This window comes from Xenophilus azovorans DSM 13620, assembly GCF_000745855.1.
GTDB lineage: Bacteria > Pseudomonadota > Gammaproteobacteria > Burkholderiales > Burkholderiaceae_C > Xenophilus > Xenophilus azovorans.
In genome coordinates this window covers 96,802-116,058 of record NZ_KN050767.1, presented here as the reverse complement: position 1 = coordinate 116,058, position 19,257 = coordinate 96,802, and the positions used below count along the sequence as shown (strand labels likewise).

Here is a 19,257-nt window from a genome sequence, read left to right as displayed (position 1 = left end):
CGCCGGACTCTCCGCGTCCCGCCCTCTTCCCCGCCCGATCCGCTGCGAGCCCATGGACTTCCGAAGCCACATCCGCGCCACCGTCTCCAAGATGCAGCGGGGCATCGAGATCGGTGCGTCCTACGCGCCGATCCTGCCCAAGGCCGAAGGCTATGGCGTCTACGTCGTGGACCACGCCAGCCACGACGAACTGCGCTCGAAGTACGGGGCCATGGGGGTCGATACGTCGCGCATCGAGCCGGTGGACGCCATCGACGACGGGGGCGAATTCACCCAGTTGCTGGAGGACGGCCAGCACTTCGACTACATCGTGGCCAGCCACGTGTTCGAGCATCTGCCGGACCCGATCCACTTCCTTCAGCGCTGCGACCGTGCGCTCGGCGAACACGGCCGGCTGATCCTGCTGATTCCCGACCGGCGCTTCACCTTCGACTACCTTCGCCCGGTGAGCACGACCGGCCAGTTGCTGCGCGCCTATCTCGCCGAGCAGCGCCGGCACGACCCCGGCGCGCTCTACGACCACTACGCCGGCAACGCCACGCGCGACGGCGTCCAGGTATGGGGGGACGCCGGCGGCGGGCACATCGCTTTCGCCGGCATCCCCGCCCAGGGCTATCAGGCTGCCGTGGCCAGCAACGAGGCGTACGTCGATTGCCATGCGTGGGTGTTCACCCCTTCGAGCCTGCGGCTGATCCTGGCCGATCTGCGCGCCCTGGGGCTGATCGGGCTGAACGAGGCCTTCTTCCACGAGAGCATCGGCTGCGAGTTCATGCTGGTGCTCTCGCGGTCGGCCCCCGCCACCGCGCCCGACCGCAGCGAGCTGGCGCGCGAGGCCATCCGGGAGGCCGCGCGCGGCGGCGTGCATACGGCGGCGCCGGCGGCGGGCGGGTTCATCGACGTGCCGGCCGGCTACGTGCGGGAGGCGCCCTCACCCCAGCAAGCCGTGGACCTGTTCGCCGGGCAGTGGGTGTCGGGCTTTCCGCCGGCCGTCGGCGTCCGGGCCGGCGACGTGCCGCTGCATGACGACGCGCGCATGGCATGGCTCCTGGAACGGCTGGGAGGTCGGGCCGGCCTCGACGGCCGCGACGTGCTGGAGCTCGGCCCGCTGGAGGCAGCCCACACGCGGCAACTGCTGGACGGCGGCGCCGCGTCGGTGCTGGCCGTCGAGGCCAACAAGTCGGCGTACCTGCGCTGCCTGATCGCCAAGGAAATCCTGAACCTGGACAGGGCACGCTTCCTCCTGGGCGACTTCAACGCCTTCCTGGAGGCAGACACGCGCCGCTGGCCGCTGGTCGTGGCGTGCGGCGTGCTCTACCACATGGCCGACCCGCTGCGCCTGCTGGAACTGCTGGCCGGCCGCACCGACACGCTGTACCTGTGGACCCACGTGATCGACGACGCGGCCATGCCCGAAGGCGATCCGCGCCGCGCGCCCGTGGCAGGGGTGGTGGCGCGCGCCTGGCGCGACCTGGAGATCCGTCTGCACCGGCGACCCTACGGACCGGTCACCGACGCCCGCTTCTGCGGCAGTGCCGCGGCCGAGCCGATGTGGATGGAGCGCGCGCAACTCCTCGAGGTGCTGGGTCGGCTGGGCTTCGACCACCTGGAACCGGCGCACGAGCAGCCCGACCACGCCGCCGGTCCGGCCCTGTCGATCCTGGCGCGCCGCCCACCTCAGAACGGATAGACGTCCTCGGCGATCTCGTCCATCTCGACCGGCCATTGCAGCGTCGTCTCGGCCACCTTGCGCACCAGCACGCAGGACATCAGGGCCACCGTGTGGGCCTCCCCGAAGTGCGAGGCGATCGTCGCATGGTGCGCGACCACGTAGCCCGTGCAGCCGTGCACCGCCTCCAGGATCTCGAAGCCGGTGGCGCGGTTGAAAAGCGCCTTCCACGCATGGCGCGAGAAGCGGAAGTAGTCGCAGGGCTCCTCGTGCAGCGGCCAGGTCTGCGGCGCCATGACCAGCGCCAGCGCGCCCTGGCGAAGCACCCGGTTCATCTCCAGCGCCACCTTCCACGGCATCAGGAGATGCTCGAAGACCACGAACGACATCGCCGCGTCGAAGGCCTGCAGCGGCAGCAGCCGGCTCATCTGGTGGGCATCGCCGACCACGTCGACATTGGGGCCCTCCATCACGTCCAGCCCGGTGTAGCGCCAGCCGGGCGGCAGGCGGTCGGTGTAGATCGCCCCCGTGCGCGCGCGCGAGCCCACTTCCAGCAAGTGCCCGGGCGGGCGCTCCGACAGCAGGTGGAAGAAGCGGTTCATCAGGGCCACGGACGGGTCTTCCTGGTCGCCCACGCCGACCGGTACGTTCAGCACGCGGCCGTCGTCGGTGTGCACCAGCAGTTCGGCCGTCCACAACGGCTGGGTGTCGGCGCCCACGCTCAGCAGCTCGTCGAAACGGCAGGCCCGGGCGCGCGCGCCGTGGCGGCGCGTCAGGTCGGGGCTGGCCAGGCCGCGCCGCGTGATCTCGAAGACCCGGCCGTCACCCAGGCGCAGCGCCAGCCGCACCACGTCGCCGCGGTCGGGCACCACGTGGCCCGACAGGTGGAGGGTCTGGTGGAAGAAGGAAAACCGCTCGACGCTGCAGCGGACGCCGGCCGTCGGGCTCGTGGGTGAAAGATGGATCATGCGCCGCTGCCGGCCCGGGCCGGGTGGAAGTCTGCGGCGCAGTATGCCAGCGGCCCGCAGCCCCGCGGCTCAGAACAACTGCAGGCTCAGCCAGTAGGCGATCGCCGCCACGAAGGCCGCCGCCGGGATGGTGAAGATCCACGCCCACACGATGTTGCCCGCCACGCCCCAACGCACCGCGCTCATGCGCCGCGTGGAGCCCACGCCGACGATGGCGCCGGTGATGGTGTGCGTGGTCGACACGGGAATGCCCAGCCCGGTGGCCAGGAACAGCGTCAGCGCCCCGCCCGTCTCGGCGCAGAAGCCGCCCACCGGCTTGAGCTTGGTGATCTTCTGGCCCATGGTGCGCACGATGCGCCAACCGCCGAACATGGTGCCCAGCGCGATGGCGGCATAGCAGCTCACCACCACCCACATGGGCGGTGCGCTGTCGGTGGCGGCCGCATGGCCGGTGGCCAGCAGCAGCATCCAGATGATGCCGATGGTCTTCTGCGCGTCGTTGCCGCCGTGGCCCAGGCTGTAGGCGCCGGCGGAGACCAGTTGCAGCCGGCGGAACCAGCGGTCCACGCGCGACGGCGTGGAGCGGCGGAACAGCCACGCCACCGCGACCATCATCACCGAGCCGAGCAAGAAGCCCAGCAGCGGCGAGACGAAGATGAAGGCCACCGTCTTCCAGATGCCGGCGCCCACCAGGCCGCCGGTGCCGGTCTTGGCCATCACCGCGCCCACGATGCCGCCGATCAGCGCATGCGAGGAACTGCTGGGAATGCCGTAGTACCAGGTGACCAGGTTCCAGCTGATGGCGCCGATCAGCGCGCCGAAGACCACGTGCACGTCGATCACGTCGGCATGGGCGATGCCCTTGCCCACCGTGGCCGCCACGCTCAGGTGGAACACGAAGATGGCGATGAGGTTGAAGAAGGCCGCGAAGACCACGGCCTGCCCGGGCCGCAGCACGCCGGTGGACACGACGGTGGCGATGGAGTTCGCCGCGTCGTGGAAGCCGTTCATGAAATCGAAGGCGATGGCCAGCGCGACCAGCACCACCACCACCCACAGGGCGACCTGGACCGAAGCCATCGTGCGCTCCCGTCCGCTTCAGGAATTCTCGAGGATGATGCCCTCGATCACGTTCGCCACGTCCTCGCAGCGGTCGGTGATGGTCTCCAGCAGCTCGTAGATGGCCTTGAGCTTGATGACCTCGCGCACGTCGGGCTCCTCGCGGAAGAGCTTGCTCATGGCGCTGCGCATCACGCGGTCGGCGTCCGATTCGAGGCGGTCGATCTCCTCGCAGGTCTTGAGGGTGGCCTCGGCCACCGCCGGGTCGGAGATGCGGCCCAGGTACTTCACCGCGTCCTTCAGCCGGTCGCAGCACTTGACGCTGAGGGTGGTCAGGCGCGCGATCTCCTCGGTCATGTGGCGCACGTCGTACAGCGCCATGGTCTCGGCGCAGTCCTGCATCAGGTCGGCCACGTCGTCCATCGTGTTGATGAGCTTGTGGATCTGCTCGCGGTCGATCGGGGTGATGAAGGTCTTGTGCAGCAGCCGGTTGACGTCGTGCGTCACGCGGTCGGCGGCGCGCTCGGCGTTGTCGACGTCGCGGTTGTACTGCTCGCGCAGGTGCAGGTCGCTGTAGTTGGCCACCAGCTGCTCGAAGGCGCGGGCCGCCTCGACGATGCGCTCGGCATGCTGGTTGAACATCTCGAAGAAGTTGCCCTCGCGGGGCAGGAGCTTGCCAAGCATGGCGGCGTTTCCCTACACGGAATTGGCGACAGGGTGATGACACCCACAAACCCGTCGAGTGTAATTTGCCGGCCTCCGCCGGCCGGCCGGGCGGTTCAGAGACGTTCGATGCGCTGGCCGGCGACAGCTGCGAGCCGGCTCGCGGACACCTGCTCCGGCGCGATCTCGGCCAGAGGGCGCAGCACGAAGGCACGCTGGAACATGCGCGGGTGCGGCAGGACGAGGGCCGGCGTGTCCAGCCGGGTGTCGCCGTGCAGCAGCAGGTCCAAGTCCAGCGTGCGGGGCGCGTTGCGGTAGGGTCGCTCGCGGCCCGCCTCGGACTCGATGCGCTGCATCTGCGCCAGCAGTTCCAGGGGGGCGAGCGTCGTGTCCAGCGCCACCACGGCGTTGACGAAGTCGGGCCCCGAGGCCTCGACCGGCGCGCTGCGCCACAGCGAGGAGCGCGCCGCCTCGAGCGTGCCGGGCAGCGCCGCCAGGGCGTCCATGGCCTGCTGCACGGCGGCACGGGCGTCGCCCAGGTTGGCGCCGACGCCCACGTAGGCGCGCGACGCGGCGAGCGCCGTCACTCGGCCGCGGCGCCGGAGGAGGCGCCGGCATCGGCGCCGCTCCGCGGCTTGCGGCGCCGGCGGCGCTTGCGCGGCGCCGTGGCCTCGCCCGCCGCGCCTTCCGCGGGGGTCGGGCCTGCGGCGGCGTCCTGCGCCTCCTCGGTCGCGCCCGCCGCACGCGGCGCACGCTGGTGCACGCGCGGGCTGGCCTGGCGCGGGCCGCCGCCCTTGCGCTGCTCGGCGCGCACCTGCTCCATCAGGTCCTGCCGGCGCAGTTCGTCGGCGGTGCTGAACTCCTGCCACCATTCGGCGATGGCCTCGCTCACCTCGCCCACGTCGGCGCGCAGGCGCATGAAGTCGAAGGCGGCGCGGAAGCGCGCCTGCTCGACCAGGCTGTAGGGTGTGCTGCCGCTGCGCTTGTCGAAGCGCGGCTGCATCATCCAGATCTCGCGCATGTCGGCGCCCAGCTTGCCGCGGCCGGAGACGTCGCCGATGCGGGCCTCGAACACCTCGTCGATCGCCTCCTGCAGCGCCGGGAAGGGCGCCATGCCGCGGCGGCCGCCCGGCCCCTCCTGCATGCGCTGCTGCCAGCCCTGGCGCACGTCGTTCCACAGCACACAGGCCAGAAGGAAGCTGGCGGCCACCGGCTTGCCCTCGCCCACCCGGCGGTCGGTGTCGGCCAGCGCGGCCTGCACGAAGGGCTGGTCGGCGCGCTCGACCACCACGTCCAGCAGCGGGTAGATGCCGGTGGCCAGGCCCAGCTTGCGCAGCTGCGCGACGGTGGCCAGCGCGTGGCCCGTCTGCAGCAGCTTGAGCATCTCGTCGAACAGGCGGCTGGCCGGCACGTCGGCCAGCAGCTTCGCGGAGTCGACCAGCGGCGCGGCGGTCTTCTTCTCCAGCTCGAAGCCCAGCGCCGCCAGCTTGGCCGAGAAGCGCACCGCGCGGATGACGCGCACCGGGTCCTCGCGGTAGCGCACGGCCGCGTCGCCGATCATGCGCAGCACGCGCTTGCCGGCGTCGCGGATGCCGTGGTGGTAGTCGACCACGATCTGGCGCGCCGGGTCGTAGTACATGGCGTTGATGCTGAAGTCGCGCCGCGCGGCGTCCTCCTCCTGCGGGCCCCAGACGTTGTCGCGCAGCACGCGCCCGCTGGCGTCCACGGCGTGCTTCATGGCCGCCAGCTCGCTCTTGCTGGTGCGCTCGTTGCCCGCCACGGACTCGGCGGCGCTGGCGTCCATGTAGGCACGGAAGGTGGAGACCTCGATCACCTCGTGCTCGCGCCCGCGCCCGAACACCACGTGCACGATGCGGAAGCGCCGCCCGATGATGAAGGCGCGGCGGAACAGCTGCTTGACCTGCTCCGGCGTGGCGTTGGTGGCGACGTCGAAGTCCTTGGGCTTCAGGCCCAGCAGCAGGTCGCGCACGGCGCCGCCGACGATGTAGGCCTCGAAGCCGGCCTGCTGCAGCGTGGTGACGACGTTCTTCGCCCGCTCGTCCACCAGGTCCGGGTCGATGCGGTGCACGCTGGCGTCGACCTCCTCGCGCTTGCCGAAGCGCGACTTGCCGCGCCCGCCCGAGGCCGGCTTGCCCAGCAGCTTGTCGATGAGTTTCTTGATCACATTCGGTCCATTCGTGGCGCCCCTGGGGGCGCCGGGTTTCATTCGTCTTCCAGCATCGAGCGCACCAGCGGGATGGTGATCGCCCGCTGGGTGCGCAGCGCGTAGCCGTCCAGCGCCTCCAGCAGCGCCATCAGGCTGCCCAGGTCGCGGCTGAAGCGGTGCAGCATGTAGTCGATGACTTCATCCGGCAGCATCACGCCGCGCGCATCGGCCGCCTGGCGCAGCACCGCCCGCCGCTGTGCCTCGCTGGGCACCTGCAGCTGGAACACGTGGCCCCAGCCCAGGCGGGTGCGCAGGTCCTCGCGCAGCGGCAGGTCGGCCGGGGGCAGCGCGCCGGCCGCCACCACGGCGCGCTGCAGCGCCTGCGCCTGCACGAACCAGCTGAAGGCGGCGTGCTGCTGCTCGGCGTTGAAGCGGTCCACGTCGTCCATCAGCACGGCGGCCCAGCGCTCGTCGAAGGGCGGCGGCTGCAGCACCTGCGGCCGCAGCCAGCCGACCGCGGCGCCCTGCTCGCGCAGGGCCTGCGCCGCCGATTCCAGCAGGTGCGTCTTGCCGCTGCCGCCCTCGCCCCACAGGTAGGTGGGCACGGGCGAATGCAGCGCGGCGCCCGCGCCGTCGCCGGCCCACAGCTGCAGGTGGCGCAGGGCGGCCTCGTTGGCCCCCGGGAAGAAGCTGGCGAAGCTCGGCCCCGTCTGCAAGCCGATGTCGAGCGCAAGCTGCTTCATGCCAGGTGGGAACGAGGGGAAAGAACGACCGGGCGGCGCCGGAGCGGGCCCTAGAATCACCGGGAATTCTATCGGGCCGCCTGCTGCTGCCATGCCGGCGCGGTCTTGCGCCCCTTCCTCCTGCCGCCGCCTCCCGCCACCATGACCTCCCCCGCCCCCTCCCCGCTCAGCTACAAGGATGCCGGCGTCGACATCGACGCGGGCGACGCGCTGGTCGACCGCATCAAGCCGCTGGCGAAGAAGACGATGCGCGAGGGCGTGCTGGCGGGCATCGGCGGCTTCGGCGCGCTGTTCGAGGTGCCCAAACGCTACAAGGAGCCGGTGCTGGTAAGCGGCACCGACGGCGTGGGCACCAAGCTCAAGCTGGCCTTCGAGTGGGGCATGCACGACACGGTCGGCATCGACCTGGTGGCGATGAGCGTGAACGACGTGCTGGTGCAGGGCGCCGAGCCGCTGTTCTTCCTCGACTACTTCGCCTGCGGCAAGCTCGACGTCGACACCGCCGCGCGCGTGGTCGGCGGCATCGCCAGGGGCTGCGAGCTGTCGGGCTGCGCGCTGATCGGCGGCGAGACGGCCGAGATGCCCGGCATGTACCCGCCGGGCGAGTACGACCTGGCCGGCTTCGCGGTCGGCGCCGTCGAGAAGTCGAAGATCCTCACCGGCCAGGGCGTGAAGCCCGGCGACGTGGTGCTGGGCCTGGCCTCGCACGGCGTGCATTCCAACGGCTTCTCGCTGGTGCGCAAGGTGATCGAGCGCGCAGGTTCCGACCTGCCCGCCACGCTCGACGGCAAGCCTTTCCGCGAGGCGGTGATGGCGCCCACGCGCCTGTACGTCAAGCCGGTGCTGGCCGCGCTGGCGAAGCACCCGGTCAAGGCCCTGGCCCACATCACGGGCGGCGGGCTGCTGGAGAACATCCCGCGCGTGCTGCCCGAAGGCACGGCGGCGCACCTGAAGAAGGGCAGCTGGCCCACGAGCGAGCTGTTCGCCTGGCTGCAGAAAGTGGCCGGCATCGACGACGTCGAGATGAACCGCACCTTCAACAACGGCATCGGCATGGTGATCGTGATCGACGCCGCCGAGGCCGCCGCCTGCGCCGCCACGCTGCGCGGCGAGGGCGAGTCGGTGCACGAGATCGGCGTGATCGCCCCGCGCGGCGACGGCGCGGCCGTGGTCGTCGCCTGAGCTGCCCGGCCGGGAGCCTGCGCCACGCGCCGCCGCCCACGATGAAGACACCGCCGCCGACGCCCCTGCCCGCGATGGCGCCGACCCGCGAGCAGCCGGCTTCGCGCTGGGTGGCGGGCGCCAGCTACGTGCTGATGGGCGGCGCCCTGCTGGGCATGCTGATGAACCACCTGCTGGTGGGGCTGCTGGCGGTGTGCGTGGGCTTCCTGGCCACCCGCACCTTCGTGCGCGGCGTGGTGCGGCTGGCGGGCCGGCTGATCGCCCGCTTCTCGCCGGCCGACGCCGGGCGCGCGCTGCCCGCGCGCATCGAGGCGTTCATCCAGGCGCTGACCATCGTGGTCGTGGTGGCCGCGCCCATCGCGCTGCTGGCGCTGGGCGTGTCGCAGGCGCGCGAGTACGTGGTCGATGCACCGCAGCAGTACCGTGAACTGCTGGACTACGTGGCCCGCACCATCCTCGAGCTGCGCGAGAAGCTGCCGCCCGACCTGGCCGGCGCGCTGCCGGCCGCCGCGGCGGACGTGCAGCACATGGTGGCCAACTACCTGCGCACGCAGGCCGGTTCGCTGGCGCTGGCCGGCCGCGCCTGGCTGACGGCCCTGCTGTTCGCCTACGTGGGCCTGATCGTCGGCGGGCTGGCCGCGGTGGCCCGGCCGCCGGCCCTGCGGCTGCCGCTGGCGGCGCAGATGCACCGTCGCATCACCGTCTTCGGGCAGGCCTTCCGGCAGATCGTCGCGGCGCAGTTCTGGATCGCCACCTTCAACACGGCGCTGACGGCCGTCTTCCTGCTGTTCGTCCTGCCGTTCTGGGACCTGTACCTGCCCTACACGCCGGCGCTGATCACGCTCACCTTCCTGGCCGGGCTGATCCCCATCGTGGGCAACCTGCTGTGCAACGTGGTGATCACGCTGGTCGGCCTGTCGGTCTCGCCGCTGACGGCGGTGGCCTGCCTGATCTTCCTCATCCTCATCCACAAGGCCGAGTACGTCATCAACGCCAAGGTGGTGGGCAGCCGCACCCACATCGCGGTGTGGGAGCTGCTGGCGGTGATGTTCGCCGCCGAAGCGCTGTTCGGACCGGCCGGGCTGGTGGCGGCGCCGCTGTTCTACGCCTACCTCAAGAAGGAGCTGCAGGCCGCGCAGCTCGTGTGACATGGCCCTCCCCCAGTCTTCGCGGACTTCGTTCCGCTTCGCCAACCCCCTCACGGGGGCACATCCTGCGGCCCGGCCAAGCCGGTTCCGCGGATGTTCCCGCATGGCCTGCTCCGCGGCCTTCGGAGCGTCGAGGCAACATGGTCGATGCCACCGTCCCGGCGGATGACGAGGCTGCGCTGCTCCACCTGCTGCGCCCTCGCGTAGGCGCGCCGATCCGCCGCGCACCGGACCGCGGCGACGACGCGCGCTGGCACCGGCTGACCCTCGGCGGCCGCCCACTGCGGCTGGCGCAGCCGATCACCTTCACCCCCTACGCCTCGGCGCGGCCCTGCTCGGCGCGCTGCGGCTTCTGCTCCGAGAACCTGCGTCCCGAGCGCACGCTGGTGCCGGCGGCGCGGCTGCGGCCGCCGCCGGACTATTTCGACGGCCTGGCGCGCGCGCTGGCCGCGCTGCACGGCGTGCCGATGTCATGGTCGCTCTCGGGACTGGAGAACACCGACGACGCCGACTGGCTGCTGCGGCTGCTGGACACGCTGCACGGCGCCGAGCGGCACATCCCGGTGCACGAGCGCGTGCTCTATTCCAACGGCGCCGGCTTCGCGCAGGCGCGCGGCGACGAGCTGGGCGAGGCGCTGCAGCGCTTCGGCCTGAGCTGGATCGAGCTGTCGCGCCACCATCACGCGGGCGAGGCCAACCAGGCGATCATGCGCTTTCGCCCCGGCCTGGCGATCGCGCGGCAGCCCGTGTTCGAGTCGGTGGCGCGCGCGCTGGCGCGGCGCTTCCCCGTGCGGCTGATCTGCCTGGTGCAGCAGGGCGGCATCGCCAGCCCCGACGACGTGGCCGCCTACCTCGCGTGGGCCGCGCGCTGCGGCGCCGGCACGGTGGTCCTGCGCGAGTTCTCGCGCCTCGCCGGCGGCTACCGCGACAACGCCACTGCACGCCACCTGGCCGCGGCGCGCGTGCCCATGGCGCCCCTGCTGCGCGCCTGCCTGGACGATCCGCGCCTGGGCGGGCGCTGGACGCCGCTCGCGCTCACCGAGGGCTACTACTTCCAGAACCTGCGCGTGCGCCTGCCCGAGGGCCTGGAAGTGGTCTTCGAATGGTCGGACTACGCCGCCATGCACCAGCGCCATGCCAGCGGCGACGTCTACAAGCTCGTCTACTTCGCCAACGGCCAGCTGTGCGCCGGCTGGGACCCGGGGCACGAGGTGCTGCTCGACACCGCGCGGCCGGAGGCGCCGCATGGATAGCCGAAGCTGGATGCGGCTGGACGACGAGCCGCCGTCGCACCGCCTGCCGCCCGCCCTGGCCACGCACGACCCGCTGGGCGGCCGCGACATCGGCTGGGTGACGCAGATGCAGCCCTTCATCCGCCACTTCAGCCGGCCGGGCGAGGTGGTGTTCGACCCCTTCGCCGGCGCCGGCACCACGCTGCTGGCCGCCCGCATGGAAGGCCGCGAGGCCCTGGGCTGCGAGGTGGACGCGGCGCGCATCGCGCTGATCGGCGAACGCTTCGCACGCCTGGGCCTGCCCGTGCCGCGCGTGCTGCCCGCCTCGTGCGACACGCTGGCCGGCGAGGCCCTGCCGCCCTTCGACCTGTGCCTGACGAGCGTGCCCTACTTCGGCAGCGCCTGGCCCGCCGAGGCGGCGCCCGCGCGGCAGCTCTACGCGAGCGAGAGCTACGCGGCCCACCTGGCGGGCCTGCGCTCGGTGTTCCACCGCGTGCGCGAGCGGCTGCCCGAGGGCGCCTTCTGCATCGCCATGGCGGAGAACCTGCACCTGGGCGGCCGCATGCTGCCGCTGGCCTTCGACCTGGCCGGCATCCTGGGCAGCCTGTTCGTGCTGCAGGAGGAACGCGTGATCGTCTACGAACGCCCGCCGCGGCCGCTCGACGCCTTCGACGCGCGCACCGACCGCAGCCACGAGTACGCGCTGGTCTGCCGCAAGGAACGCGAGGCGGTGGACCTGCCCGCCACGGCGGCGCTGCTGGAGGCCCTGCGCGCCGAGGGCCACCGCTTCACCCTCTTCGGCAGCTTCGCGCGCTGGCTGCACGACCCGGCCGGCCCCGCGCCCGCCGACGCCGACATCCGCGTGGACGCCGACGAGGCCGCGCTCGGCGCCCTGCTCGCCAGCCTGGCGGCGCGCGGCTTCGCCATCCGCAGCTGGGGCGAACCGGTCGCGCTGCCGCTGGCGCTGGACCTGTACCGCGGCCGCCACTACTTCCGTGCCGAGCGCATCGACCGGCACGGCGCGCGGGTGCGGCTGGACATCGACTACGAATCGCACCCATGATGTCCTGATCTGACCGGAGATCGTCCGATCGCCGCCGGACACGGGGCCCATCGCGCAGAAGAATCAGGCACCATCCATCTTCAACGCTTCGGAGAGTTTCCGTGAAGACCTGTCTGATTGTGATCGACGCCCAGGAGTCCTTCCGCCACCGCCCCTACTTCACCGAGGCCGACGTGCCGGCGTACCTGGCGGCGCAGAACGCGCTGATCGAAGGCTGCGCCGCGGCCGGCGTCCCGATCCTGCGGATCTTCCACGTCGATGGCCCCGAGACGGCCGACAACCCCTTCGCCGAAGCCTCCGGCCACGTGCGGCCCCTCGCCGGACTGGCCCCGTTCACGCCCGCCGACACCTTCGTCAAGCACCGCCACAGCGCGCTGGTCGGCACCGGGCTGGACGTCTGGCTCGTCCGCCACGGCATCGGCCGCATCATCGTCAGCGGCATCCGCACCGAGCAGTGCTGCGAGACCACCGCGCGCCACGCCAGCGACCTGGGCTGGCAGGTGGACTACGCGCTGGACGCGACGCTGACCTTCGACATGACGCAGCCCGACGGCCAGCCGCTCGCTGCCGCGCAGATCTGCGCGCGCACCGCCACCGTGCTGCACGGCCGCTTCGCCCACGTCTGCACCGCCGCGCAGGCGCTGGAACGCGGCGCGCCCTGAGTACCCACCCCGGAGCCCCTGCTTGACGACCGATGCGCCCTCCCCCTTCGCCCGGCTGCCCGCCGGGCCCTGCTACGCCGTGATCTTCTCGTCGCAGCGCAATGCCGAGGACGCCGCGGGCTACGAGGCCACCGCCGGGCGCATGGTCGCGCTGGCCGCGCAGCAGCCCGGCTTCCTCGGGGTGGAGAGCGCGCGCGGGGCCGACGGCTTCGGCATCACCGTCTCGTACTGGGCGAGCGAGGAGGCGATCGCCGCCTGGCGCCGCCACGCCGAGCACACGCTGGCCCGCGAGCAGGGGCGCACGCGCTGGTACGAGGCCTTCCAGCTGCGCGTGGCGCGGGTCGAGCGGGCCTACGGCTCGGCCGCGCCCGAGGAGAGCTGACGCCGCATGGCCCGCCTGCCCGCCGACGGCCCGGCCCCGCCGCTGCCCATCCGGGTCGTCTTCACCCTGCTGCCCGGCAGCCTGGTGCTGGACTGGGCCGGCCCGGCCGAGGCGCTGCGCATCGCCAACCAGTTGCTCGCCGCGGCGGGACGGCCGCCCTGCTTCGACCTCGAGTTCGCCGCGCCCCGGCCGCAGCTGCCCAGTTCGGTCGGGGTGCAGCTCGCGGGCCTGGCGCCGCTGCCCGTGCAGTGGGATGCGCGGCCGGCCTGGATCGTCCTCGTCGGCCAGCCGGGCCGCCGCATCGACGTGGCGGGCGACGACGCGCGCGCCCTGCTGCACTGGCTGCGCGGCCAGCGGCTGGCCGCCGGCCGGCTGGAACTGCTCGCCGTCTGCGCCGGCGCCGTGCTGGCCGCGCACGCCGGGCTGCTGGCCGGCCGGCGCGCCACCACGCACCACCAGCACCTGGACGAACTGGCTGCCGCCGCGCCCGGCTGCGACGTGGTGGCCAACCGCGTCTTCGTCATGGACCCGCCGGTATGCAGCAGCGCCGGCGTCACCACCGGCATCGACCTGGTGCTGCACCGCATCGGCGCCCTGTGCGGCGAGGCATTGGCCGCGCAGGTGGCGCAGACGATGGTGATGCCGCTGCGGCGCGGGCCGCACGACCCGGAGCTTTCGCCCTTCCTCGCGCACCGCAACCACCTGCATGCGGCCCTGCACCGCGTGCAGGACGCGGTGAGCGAACAGCCCCAGGCCGTATGGACCGTGCCGCGCATGGCCGAGGTGGCCCGCACCTCGCCGCGCCACCTCACGCGCCTGTTCGTGGAGCACGCCGGCATCGCGCCGCTGGCCTGGCTGCGGCGGCTGCGGCTGGCGGTGGCGCAGGCCGCCCTGGCCGCCGGCACCAGCGTCACGCACGCAGCCGAGGCGGCGGGCTTCGGCTCCGACACGCAGTTGCGGCGCGCTTGGCGGCAGTTCGGCCTGCCGGGCTCGCCCTCCTCCGCCGCGCAGGGCGGCGGGGCGCCGCGCCGGTAACCGGTTGAGACAAAAGCGCCGCCCCGGCGCCGGGGGCGCTCCTACACTGCCCGACGCCGCCGGCGCGGCGCGCCTGCCTCGCCGCATCCGACGGCCACACGACAAACGACACCAATTCAAGGAGATCCCCCTCATGCCATTCCGCCACAGCCTCCTGGCCAGTGCCCTGGCCCTGGCCGCGCTGGCCGCATGCACCACGCCGCCGCCGGCCGACACGGCGGCGGCCGGCGCGCCCCCGGCGGCAGCGTCCGCCTCTGCCGGCGCACCCGCCACCACGGCGGCGGCACAGGCCGCCAGCGCCGCCTACGACTTCGACATGGACGTGTTCCATCCCGTGGCGGCGCGCAACGGGATGGTGGCGACGGAGCAGGAGCTGGCCACGCAGATCGGCCTGAACATCCTCAAGGCCGGCGGCAACGCGGTGGACGCGGCGGTGGCGGTGGGCTTCGCGCTGGCGGTGGCGCTGCCCAACGCCGGCAACATCGGCGGCGGCGGCTTCATGATGGTCCACGACGCCCGCAGCGGCAAAGATGTCGCGCTGGACTTCCGCGAGATGGCGCCGATGAAGGCCTCGCGCGACATGTACCTCGACGAGAAGGGCAACGTGATCGACGGCAAGTCGCTCTACACGCACTACGCGGTGGGCGTGCCCGGCACCGTCAAGGGCCTGGAGCATGCGCTCAAGCAGTGGGGCACGATGCCGCTGTCGCGCGTGGTCGCGCCCGCCGCGGCGCTGGCCGAGAAGGGCTACCCGGTGAGCGAGACGCTCGCCAAGATCCTGCAGCAGGAGCAGAAGAACATGGGCAAGTGGCCCGCCACGCGCGCCGTCTTCTGGAAGAACGGCGCCCCGCTCAAGCAGGGCGACCTGCTGGTGCAAAAGGACCTGGCGCGCTCGCTGCGGCTGATCGGCCAGCAGGGCGCCAGGGTCTTCTACGAGGGCGAGATCGCCCGCCGCATCGCCGCCGAGATGGCGCCGCATCCCAATGCCATCACGCTGGACGACCTGCGCGCCTACAAGGTGGTGGAGCGCGCGCCCGTGCGCGGCACCTACCGCGGCTACGAGATCGTGACCATGCCCCCGCCCTCCTCCGGCGGCCCGCACCTGGTGCAGATCCTCAACATCCTCGAAGGCTCGCCGCTGGCGCAGTGGGGCGCCAACAGCGCGCGCAGCATCCACCAGATGGCCGAGGCCAGCAAGCTGGCGTACGCCGACCGCTCCGAGTACCTGGGCGACCCGGACTTCGTGAAGATCCCGCTGGCCGGCCTCACCTCGAAGAAGTACGCCGCGCAACTGGCCCAGGGCATCGACCCGAACCGCGCGCGCCCGGCCAAGGAAATCAAGCCCGGCCAGCCGCAGCCCTACGAGAGCAACCAGACCACGCACTACTCGGTGGTCGACAAGGCCGGCAACGCCGTGGCGGTGACCTACACGCTCAACACCAACTTCGGCAGCGGCATCGTCGCCAAGGGCACCGGCATCATGCTCAACAACGAGATGGACGACTTCTCGGCCAAGCCCGGCGTGGCCAACGCCTACGGCCTGATCGGCGGCGACGCCAACGCCGTCGCGCCCGGCAAGCGCCCGCTGTCGTCGATGACGCCCACGCTGGTGCTGCAGGGCGGCAAGCCGGTGCTGGTGACGGGCAGCCCCGGCGGCGCGCGCATCATCACCACCGTGCTGCAGACCGTGCTCAACACCATCGACTTCGGCATGAACCCGGCCGAGGCCGCCTCGGTGCCGCGCGTGCATCACCAGTGGACGCCGGACGAGCTGCGGGTGGAGAAGGGCCTCTCGCCCGACACCGTGGCGCTGCTCAAGCAGCGCGGCCACAACGTCGCCGTCAAGGCCAGCATGGGCCGCACGCAGACCATCCAGATCCGCGACGGCATGCTCTACGGCTACTCCGATCCGCGCAATCCGGACGGCAGGACGCTGGGGTACTGAGCGCGGGCCCAGGAGGCCGAAGCCCGGGCGCCGGCGCCGGGCTTCGGCCTCAGAGTTTCATCTTGGCCGCGAGCTGTTCGATACAGGGCTCGACATACGCCGCCAGGCCGGCCTTGATGCCTTCTGCGTTGTTCGCCACAAGCCGGTCGAGGGGCTGCGTCGGTGGTGTCTTGGTCGGAATGCAGCGCGCTTCGGCGATCACGGCCTTCGAGCGCGCATCGATCAATCGCGCCCAGGTGATGCTCATCACGAAATAGTTCGAAGCGTCTTCGCGCTTGTGATTGATGCCATAGACCTGGCTGCGCACGTCCAGAATGTTCTGCACCGAATTCAAGCCCGCCTGCGCGCCGATTAATTAAAAAATCCCGAATAGAATCAGCAAAAATCCAATAAAATATCTTTTGCGATTCTGTCATTTTTTTTGTACTCGGCATCAGATGGGCCACGAGGATTTGCCATACGCATTCTATTTTTTTATTTCACCAGAGAGACTCCAAGGACTGTAATATCCAGATAGCGCCCCGGAGGAGATATTCCAATTTCTAAAGCTGTCGCTCCCCCATAAGAGTGGTTGAACCCCAATACAGCGTTAAAGCGCCCAAAAACTGGAATTGACACACCACCCTGCGTTCCATGTCCGCCGAGAAAACCACTAGTTCCCTGCGCGTCATTTACGCCAAAAATATATCCATAATTTATGGAGCCAGAAGGTTTGTACCTGGGGTCTTTACTGAAAATATTAACACCACCACCAACGAAGGTCGTGCCATCATATAAATTAATTGCCGCGCTTCCTCCAGCAGTATGCAACCCTGGATTTAACGACATATAGTCAGGCAGCAATCCACGCCCTTGCGATATCCCTATTCCAGCGTTTGCATTTGCACACATATGGCTCATACAGCTTGACGGAAGGTTTATTTGGGGTGGCCCATACGTCATCCCCGCCGTATTGAACTGATATGCCCCGTTCGTATTGGTGGTGATGAAGTTCATGAGCGCTGGCGGCGGCGCATTGGGCAGCACCTCCTGGAAGGACGATGACGCAGTGCTGCCGCCCTGCGGCCGTACACGCAAGCCCGCGTCATAGGCCATGTCCCCCGCCAAGTTGCCGGTGGGCGAGTTACTGCCCAGCTATGCGCCGGTCATGCCATAGACCTGCTGCGTTGCGGGCGACACGCTTCCATTGGCGTTGCGCCCGTTGCTCCAGCGCATGGCGTCCAGAATGTCTTGCTCTGAATACGGCCCTACGTTTGCAAGCGCAGCGGCCGTTTTGCAAGACCCGCGAGCATCGCTCTCATTGATTCAAATCAAAGCATAAATAATTAATCCCAAAAAAATGCTATACAAAAAAACATAATATCCCCAATAGAAGATTTTTTGCTTTTTGCTCATTTTTTTATAATCTTCCCTTGTCGGGCCAGGAAATGTCATGATTTAATTCTATTTATTTATTTGCGAAGTAAATCCCCATGGACTGTAAAACACAGTCAATCCACTAGGCGGCATTACGCCAAACTCAACAGCGGTTGCGCCTCCATACGAATGATTTAATCCCAAGGTCAAATTAAATCTTCCAAATACAGGGATGGAAATACCGCCTTGAGAGCCTGATCCACTGAGAAAATTATTGACACCTTGAGCGTCATTGACGCCAAAGATGTAACCTGCCGCAAATCCACCTGACGGCCTAAAACCAGGGTTCACATTGGCAATACTCACACCGCCCCCGGCATAGACAGATCCGTCATATAAGCTGACAGCCCCCGCGCCGCTGAGAGTATGAGCGCCGGGATTGAAGGCCATATAGTCTGGCAACAACCCTCGTCCTTGTGAACCGGCCAATCCAGCGGCACACTCAGCAGTCGAACATCTTCCTCGATCCGGTGTCGGGCTCGGCCCATACGTCATCCCTGCCGTATTGAACTGGTATGGCGAGCTTGCCCCACCCGTGTTGGTCGTGATGAAGTTCATCAACTCCCTGGACGGCGCAGGCGGCAAGACCTCTCCGAAGGACGTTGAACTGCCGCCCTGCGGTCGCACGCGCAGTCCCGAGTCATAGGCCATGTCCCCCGCCAAGTTGCCGGTGGGCGAGTTACTGCCCAGCGATGCGCCGGTCATGCCATAAACCTGCTGCGTTGCGGGCGACACGCTGCCATTGCTGTTCTGCCCATTGCTCCAGCGCATGGCCGCCAGGATTTCCTCCTCGGAGTACGGCCCTCGGCTTGCGAGCGCAGCGGCCATGTTGCGATCGTTCGGGTGCAGGATGCGTTGTTCGCAGCCGCATTCAACCCCGCCTGCGCGTCGATCTGCACCGCCTGGCGCCCGGCGATGGTGCCCGAGACGTTGTTCAGATCGGCCCCAGCGGCGGTGAGCTGCAGATTCACCCGCTGGCCCGACAGCAGCGCGCCGTTGCCGTCGATGTCGCTTCAAGAGGACTCATCTACTTTGGTGCTCTGGTGCTCTTCTTGCTCATATTGGCGTTTAAATTTATTAAAATCGAAAAGAACTCCTACCCCGTAAATAACGCCAAAACAGCAGCCCAACCCCAAAATAACCAACGAAAAAGTCCAAGTCGATGTAGCAGTAAAGCTAGTTTGAATACCTACGCCGATATAACTTATCAAGCAAATTATTCCTGCAAATACCGCCATCGAGAGCGCGTAAAATGAAACCAACTTTACTCGCCGCAAAGGTACAAATTTATTCAACTCCCAAAGATCAGGATCCAACATAAGAGGAATCCAATCAAAATTAAATGGAATTCCTGGCACATTACTGGCGGGTTTTTTCATTGGCTTCTCCTGATCGCCAGTTTTATTGAGGATTGCTGCGCCCGAAGATAGGGGTATTCCACCAAGATGTTCCGCCATTCACATTAGTCACAGCGGATCCGCCCTGATTAACTGATCGTCCTACGATTTGGGAACCTAACAATGCTGTGCCTACATTACCCCAAGTGGTTGGAACCCACTGATTCGCCAGACCGAAGTACGCATTACCAACGAGCTTGGTCGCTCCGCCCAGGGATCCACCCAAGCCAGCCCAAAAGACACTGCCCGGCGTTGCAGTTGATGGATGCAGCAAGCCCTCGCCTGCTACACCAATAAGCGCCCCTCCGCCCGCGGATGCGAGCCATTGCCCGCCCGTCACCCCCGCCACCCCTCCTGTCAATGAGACCGTCTGCGCCGTCACCCCCGCATTCACCAAGACAGGCAAGCCGAGACCGCCCGCGAGCGGCGCCCCAACCACCAGTCCAACCGCCCCCAACGTGTTGAGTTGCTGCTGATCCTGCGCCTGATTGATGGGGTTGCTGGGATTGCGGCCCGCTCCGTACAGCAC

19 protein-coding genes and 1 pseudogene are annotated in these 19,257 nt (G+C 69.1%); 9 read left to right on the top strand and 11 right to left on the bottom strand.

Annotation, left to right across the window (positions count from 1 at the left end):
- Positions 1-52 precede the first annotated feature (52 nt).
- Positions 53-1,687, top strand: coding sequence for a class I SAM-dependent methyltransferase (locus tag Q392_RS29570; RefSeq protein WP_084217490.1), 1,635 nt, complete (start codon positions 53-55; stop codon positions 1,685-1,687).
- Here Q392_RS29570 and Q392_RS29565 read toward each other — a convergent pair.
- The 6 genes from Q392_RS29565 to hda all read right to left on the bottom strand — a co-directional run bounded on the left by Q392_RS29565 (position 1,675) and on the right by hda (position 7,266).
- A complete protein-coding gene (locus Q392_RS29565; RefSeq protein WP_038217812.1) occupies positions 1,675-2,634 on the bottom strand; it encodes a class I SAM-dependent methyltransferase in 960 nt (319 codons plus the stop codon). The two genes, Q392_RS29570 and Q392_RS29565, sit on opposite strands and share 13 nt — an antisense overlap.
- A 69-nt stretch (positions 2,635-2,703) precedes the next feature.
- The gene (locus tag Q392_RS29560; protein WP_038217806.1) at positions 2,704-3,714 is read right to left on the bottom strand and encodes an inorganic phosphate transporter; all 1,011 of its coding nucleotides are present in this window, start codon (positions 3,712-3,714) and stop codon (positions 2,704-2,706) included.
- 18 nt (positions 3,715-3,732) lie between these two features.
- Positions 3,733-4,377, bottom strand: a complete 645-nt coding sequence (locus Q392_RS29555) for a DUF47 domain-containing protein (RefSeq protein ID WP_038217802.1) — start codon at positions 4,375-4,377, stop codon at positions 3,733-3,735.
- Between the two features lie 95 nt (positions 4,378-4,472).
- On the bottom strand, positions 4,473-4,943 hold the full coding sequence (gene folK, locus Q392_RS29550) for a 2-amino-4-hydroxy-6-hydroxymethyldihydropteridine diphosphokinase (RefSeq protein ID WP_038217800.1): 471 nt from the start codon (positions 4,941-4,943) through the stop codon (positions 4,473-4,475).
- Positions 4,940-6,541 carry a polynucleotide adenylyltransferase PcnB gene (gene pcnB, locus Q392_RS29545; RefSeq protein WP_038217797.1) on the bottom strand — a complete coding sequence of 534 codons (1,602 nt, stop codon included), beginning with the start codon at positions 6,539-6,541 and terminating at the stop codon, positions 4,940-4,942. The genes folK and pcnB overlap by 4 nt, the downstream gene beginning before the upstream one ends.
- Positions 6,542-6,579: 38 nt before the next feature.
- On the bottom strand, positions 6,580-7,266 hold the full coding sequence (gene hda / locus Q392_RS29540) for a DnaA regulatory inactivator Hda (protein WP_038217794.1): 687 nt from the start codon (positions 7,264-7,266) through the stop codon (positions 6,580-6,582).
- A gap of 141 nt (positions 7,267-7,407) precedes the next feature.
- Here hda and purM point away from each other — a divergent pair, with 141 nt between their 5' ends.
- From purM to ggt, 8 genes are all read left to right on the top strand, one after another.
- The gene (gene purM, locus Q392_RS29535; protein ID WP_038217791.1) at positions 7,408-8,448 is read left to right on the top strand and encodes a phosphoribosylformylglycinamidine cyclo-ligase; all 1,041 of its coding nucleotides are present in this window, start codon (positions 7,408-7,410) and stop codon (positions 8,446-8,448) included.
- Positions 8,449-8,489: 41 nt separating this feature from the next.
- Positions 8,490-9,596: an AI-2E family transporter gene (locus Q392_RS29530; protein WP_399680820.1), complete on the top strand. Its 1,107-nt coding sequence runs from the start codon at positions 8,490-8,492 to the stop codon at positions 9,594-9,596.
- Between the two features lie 140 nt (positions 9,597-9,736).
- Complete coding sequence (locus Q392_RS29525) at positions 9,737-10,849, top strand: hypothetical protein (protein ID WP_038218109.1); 1,113 nt, start codon at positions 9,737-9,739, stop codon at positions 10,847-10,849.
- Positions 10,842-11,891: a DNA methyltransferase gene (locus tag Q392_RS29520; RefSeq protein ID WP_038217783.1), complete on the top strand. Its 1,050-nt coding sequence runs from the start codon at positions 10,842-10,844 to the stop codon at positions 11,889-11,891. The genes Q392_RS29525 and Q392_RS29520 overlap by 8 nt, the downstream gene beginning before the upstream one ends.
- 101 nt (positions 11,892-11,992) lie before the next feature.
- Complete coding sequence (locus tag Q392_RS29515; RefSeq protein ID WP_038217778.1) at positions 11,993-12,553, top strand: isochorismatase family protein; 561 nt, start codon at positions 11,993-11,995, stop codon at positions 12,551-12,553.
- A gap of 22 nt (positions 12,554-12,575) precedes the next feature.
- Positions 12,576-12,935, top strand: a complete 360-nt coding sequence (locus tag Q392_RS29510; RefSeq protein WP_038217772.1) for an antibiotic biosynthesis monooxygenase family protein — start codon at positions 12,576-12,578, stop codon at positions 12,933-12,935.
- 6 nt (positions 12,936-12,941) lie between these two features.
- Positions 12,942-13,970 carry a GlxA family transcriptional regulator gene (locus Q392_RS29505; protein ID WP_051954087.1) on the top strand — a complete coding sequence of 343 codons (1,029 nt, stop codon included), beginning with the start codon at positions 12,942-12,944 and terminating at the stop codon, positions 13,968-13,970.
- A gap of 133 nt (positions 13,971-14,103) precedes the next feature.
- A complete protein-coding gene (ggt, locus tag Q392_RS29500) occupies positions 14,104-15,915 on the top strand; it encodes a gamma-glutamyltransferase (RefSeq protein ID WP_038217768.1) in 1,812 nt (603 codons plus the stop codon).
- Positions 15,916-15,964: 49 nt separating this feature from the next.
- On the opposite strand, the gene Q392_RS29495 is transcribed toward ggt, so the two are convergent.
- From Q392_RS29495 to Q392_RS33720, 5 genes and pseudogenes are all read right to left on the bottom strand, one after another.
- On the bottom strand, positions 15,965-16,249 hold the full coding sequence (locus tag Q392_RS29495; protein WP_038217766.1) for a hypothetical protein: 285 nt from the start codon (positions 16,247-16,249) through the stop codon (positions 15,965-15,967).
- A 140-nt stretch (positions 16,250-16,389) separates the two neighbouring features.
- Positions 16,390-16,911: a polymorphic toxin type 22 domain-containing protein gene (locus Q392_RS33275; RefSeq protein ID WP_169748372.1), complete on the bottom strand. Its 522-nt coding sequence runs from the start codon at positions 16,909-16,911 to the stop codon at positions 16,390-16,392.
- Positions 16,912-17,358: 447 nt separating this feature from the next.
- The gene (locus Q392_RS33270) at positions 17,359-18,159 is read right to left on the bottom strand and encodes a polymorphic toxin type 22 domain-containing protein (protein WP_157008433.1); all 801 of its coding nucleotides are present in this window, start codon (positions 18,157-18,159) and stop codon (positions 17,359-17,361) included.
- Positions 18,160-18,344: 185 nt separating this feature from the next.
- Positions 18,345-18,710 carry a hypothetical protein gene (locus Q392_RS33265; protein ID WP_157008431.1) on the bottom strand — a complete coding sequence of 122 codons (366 nt, stop codon included), beginning with the start codon at positions 18,708-18,710 and terminating at the stop codon, positions 18,345-18,347.
- Between the two features lie 22 nt (positions 18,711-18,732).
- Positions 18,733-19,257 (bottom strand): annotated as a pseudogene (locus Q392_RS33720) (hypothetical protein); the annotation flags it as partial.

Excerpts from the sequence above, each read along its gene's own strand:
- Q392_RS29570 (WP_084217490.1), top strand. The coding sequence starts at position 53 with ATGGACTTCCGAAGCCACATCCGCGCCACCGTCTCCAAGATGCAGCGG.
- Q392_RS29565 (WP_038217812.1), bottom strand. The coding sequence starts at position 2,634 with ATGATCCATCTTTCACCCACGAGCCCGACGGCCGGCGTCCGCTGCAGC.
- Q392_RS29560 (WP_038217806.1), bottom strand. The coding sequence starts at position 3,714 with ATGGCTTCGGTCCAGGTCGCCCTGTGGGTGGTGGTGGTGCTGGTCGCG.
- Q392_RS29555 (WP_038217802.1), bottom strand. The coding sequence starts at position 4,377 with ATGCTTGGCAAGCTCCTGCCCCGCGAGGGCAACTTCTTCGAGATGTTC.
- hda (WP_038217794.1), bottom strand. The coding sequence starts at position 7,266 with ATGAAGCAGCTTGCGCTCGACATCGGCTTGCAGACGGGGCCGAGCTTC.
- purM (WP_038217791.1), top strand. The coding sequence starts at position 7,408 with ATGACCTCCCCCGCCCCCTCCCCGCTCAGCTACAAGGATGCCGGCGTC.
- Q392_RS29530 (WP_399680820.1), top strand. The coding sequence starts at position 8,490 with ATGAAGACACCGCCGCCGACGCCCCTGCCCGCGATGGCGCCGACCCGC.
- Q392_RS29525 (WP_038218109.1), top strand. The coding sequence starts at position 9,737 with ATGGTCGATGCCACCGTCCCGGCGGATGACGAGGCTGCGCTGCTCCAC.
- Q392_RS29520 (WP_038217783.1), top strand. The coding sequence starts at position 10,842 with ATGGATAGCCGAAGCTGGATGCGGCTGGACGACGAGCCGCCGTCGCAC.
- Q392_RS29505 (WP_051954087.1), top strand. The coding sequence starts at position 12,942 with ATGGCCCGCCTGCCCGCCGACGGCCCGGCCCCGCCGCTGCCCATCCGG.
- ggt (WP_038217768.1), top strand. The coding sequence starts at position 14,104 with ATGCCATTCCGCCACAGCCTCCTGGCCAGTGCCCTGGCCCTGGCCGCG.
- Q392_RS33275 (WP_169748372.1), bottom strand. The coding sequence starts at position 16,911 with ATGAACTTCATCACCACCAATACGAACGGGGCATATCAGTTCAATACG.
- Q392_RS33270 (WP_157008433.1), bottom strand. The coding sequence starts at position 18,159 with ATGGCCGCTGCGCTCGCAAGCCGAGGGCCGTACTCCGAGGAGGAAATC.
- Q392_RS33265 (WP_157008431.1), bottom strand. The coding sequence starts at position 18,710 with ATGAAAAAACCCGCCAGTAATGTGCCAGGAATTCCATTTAATTTTGAT.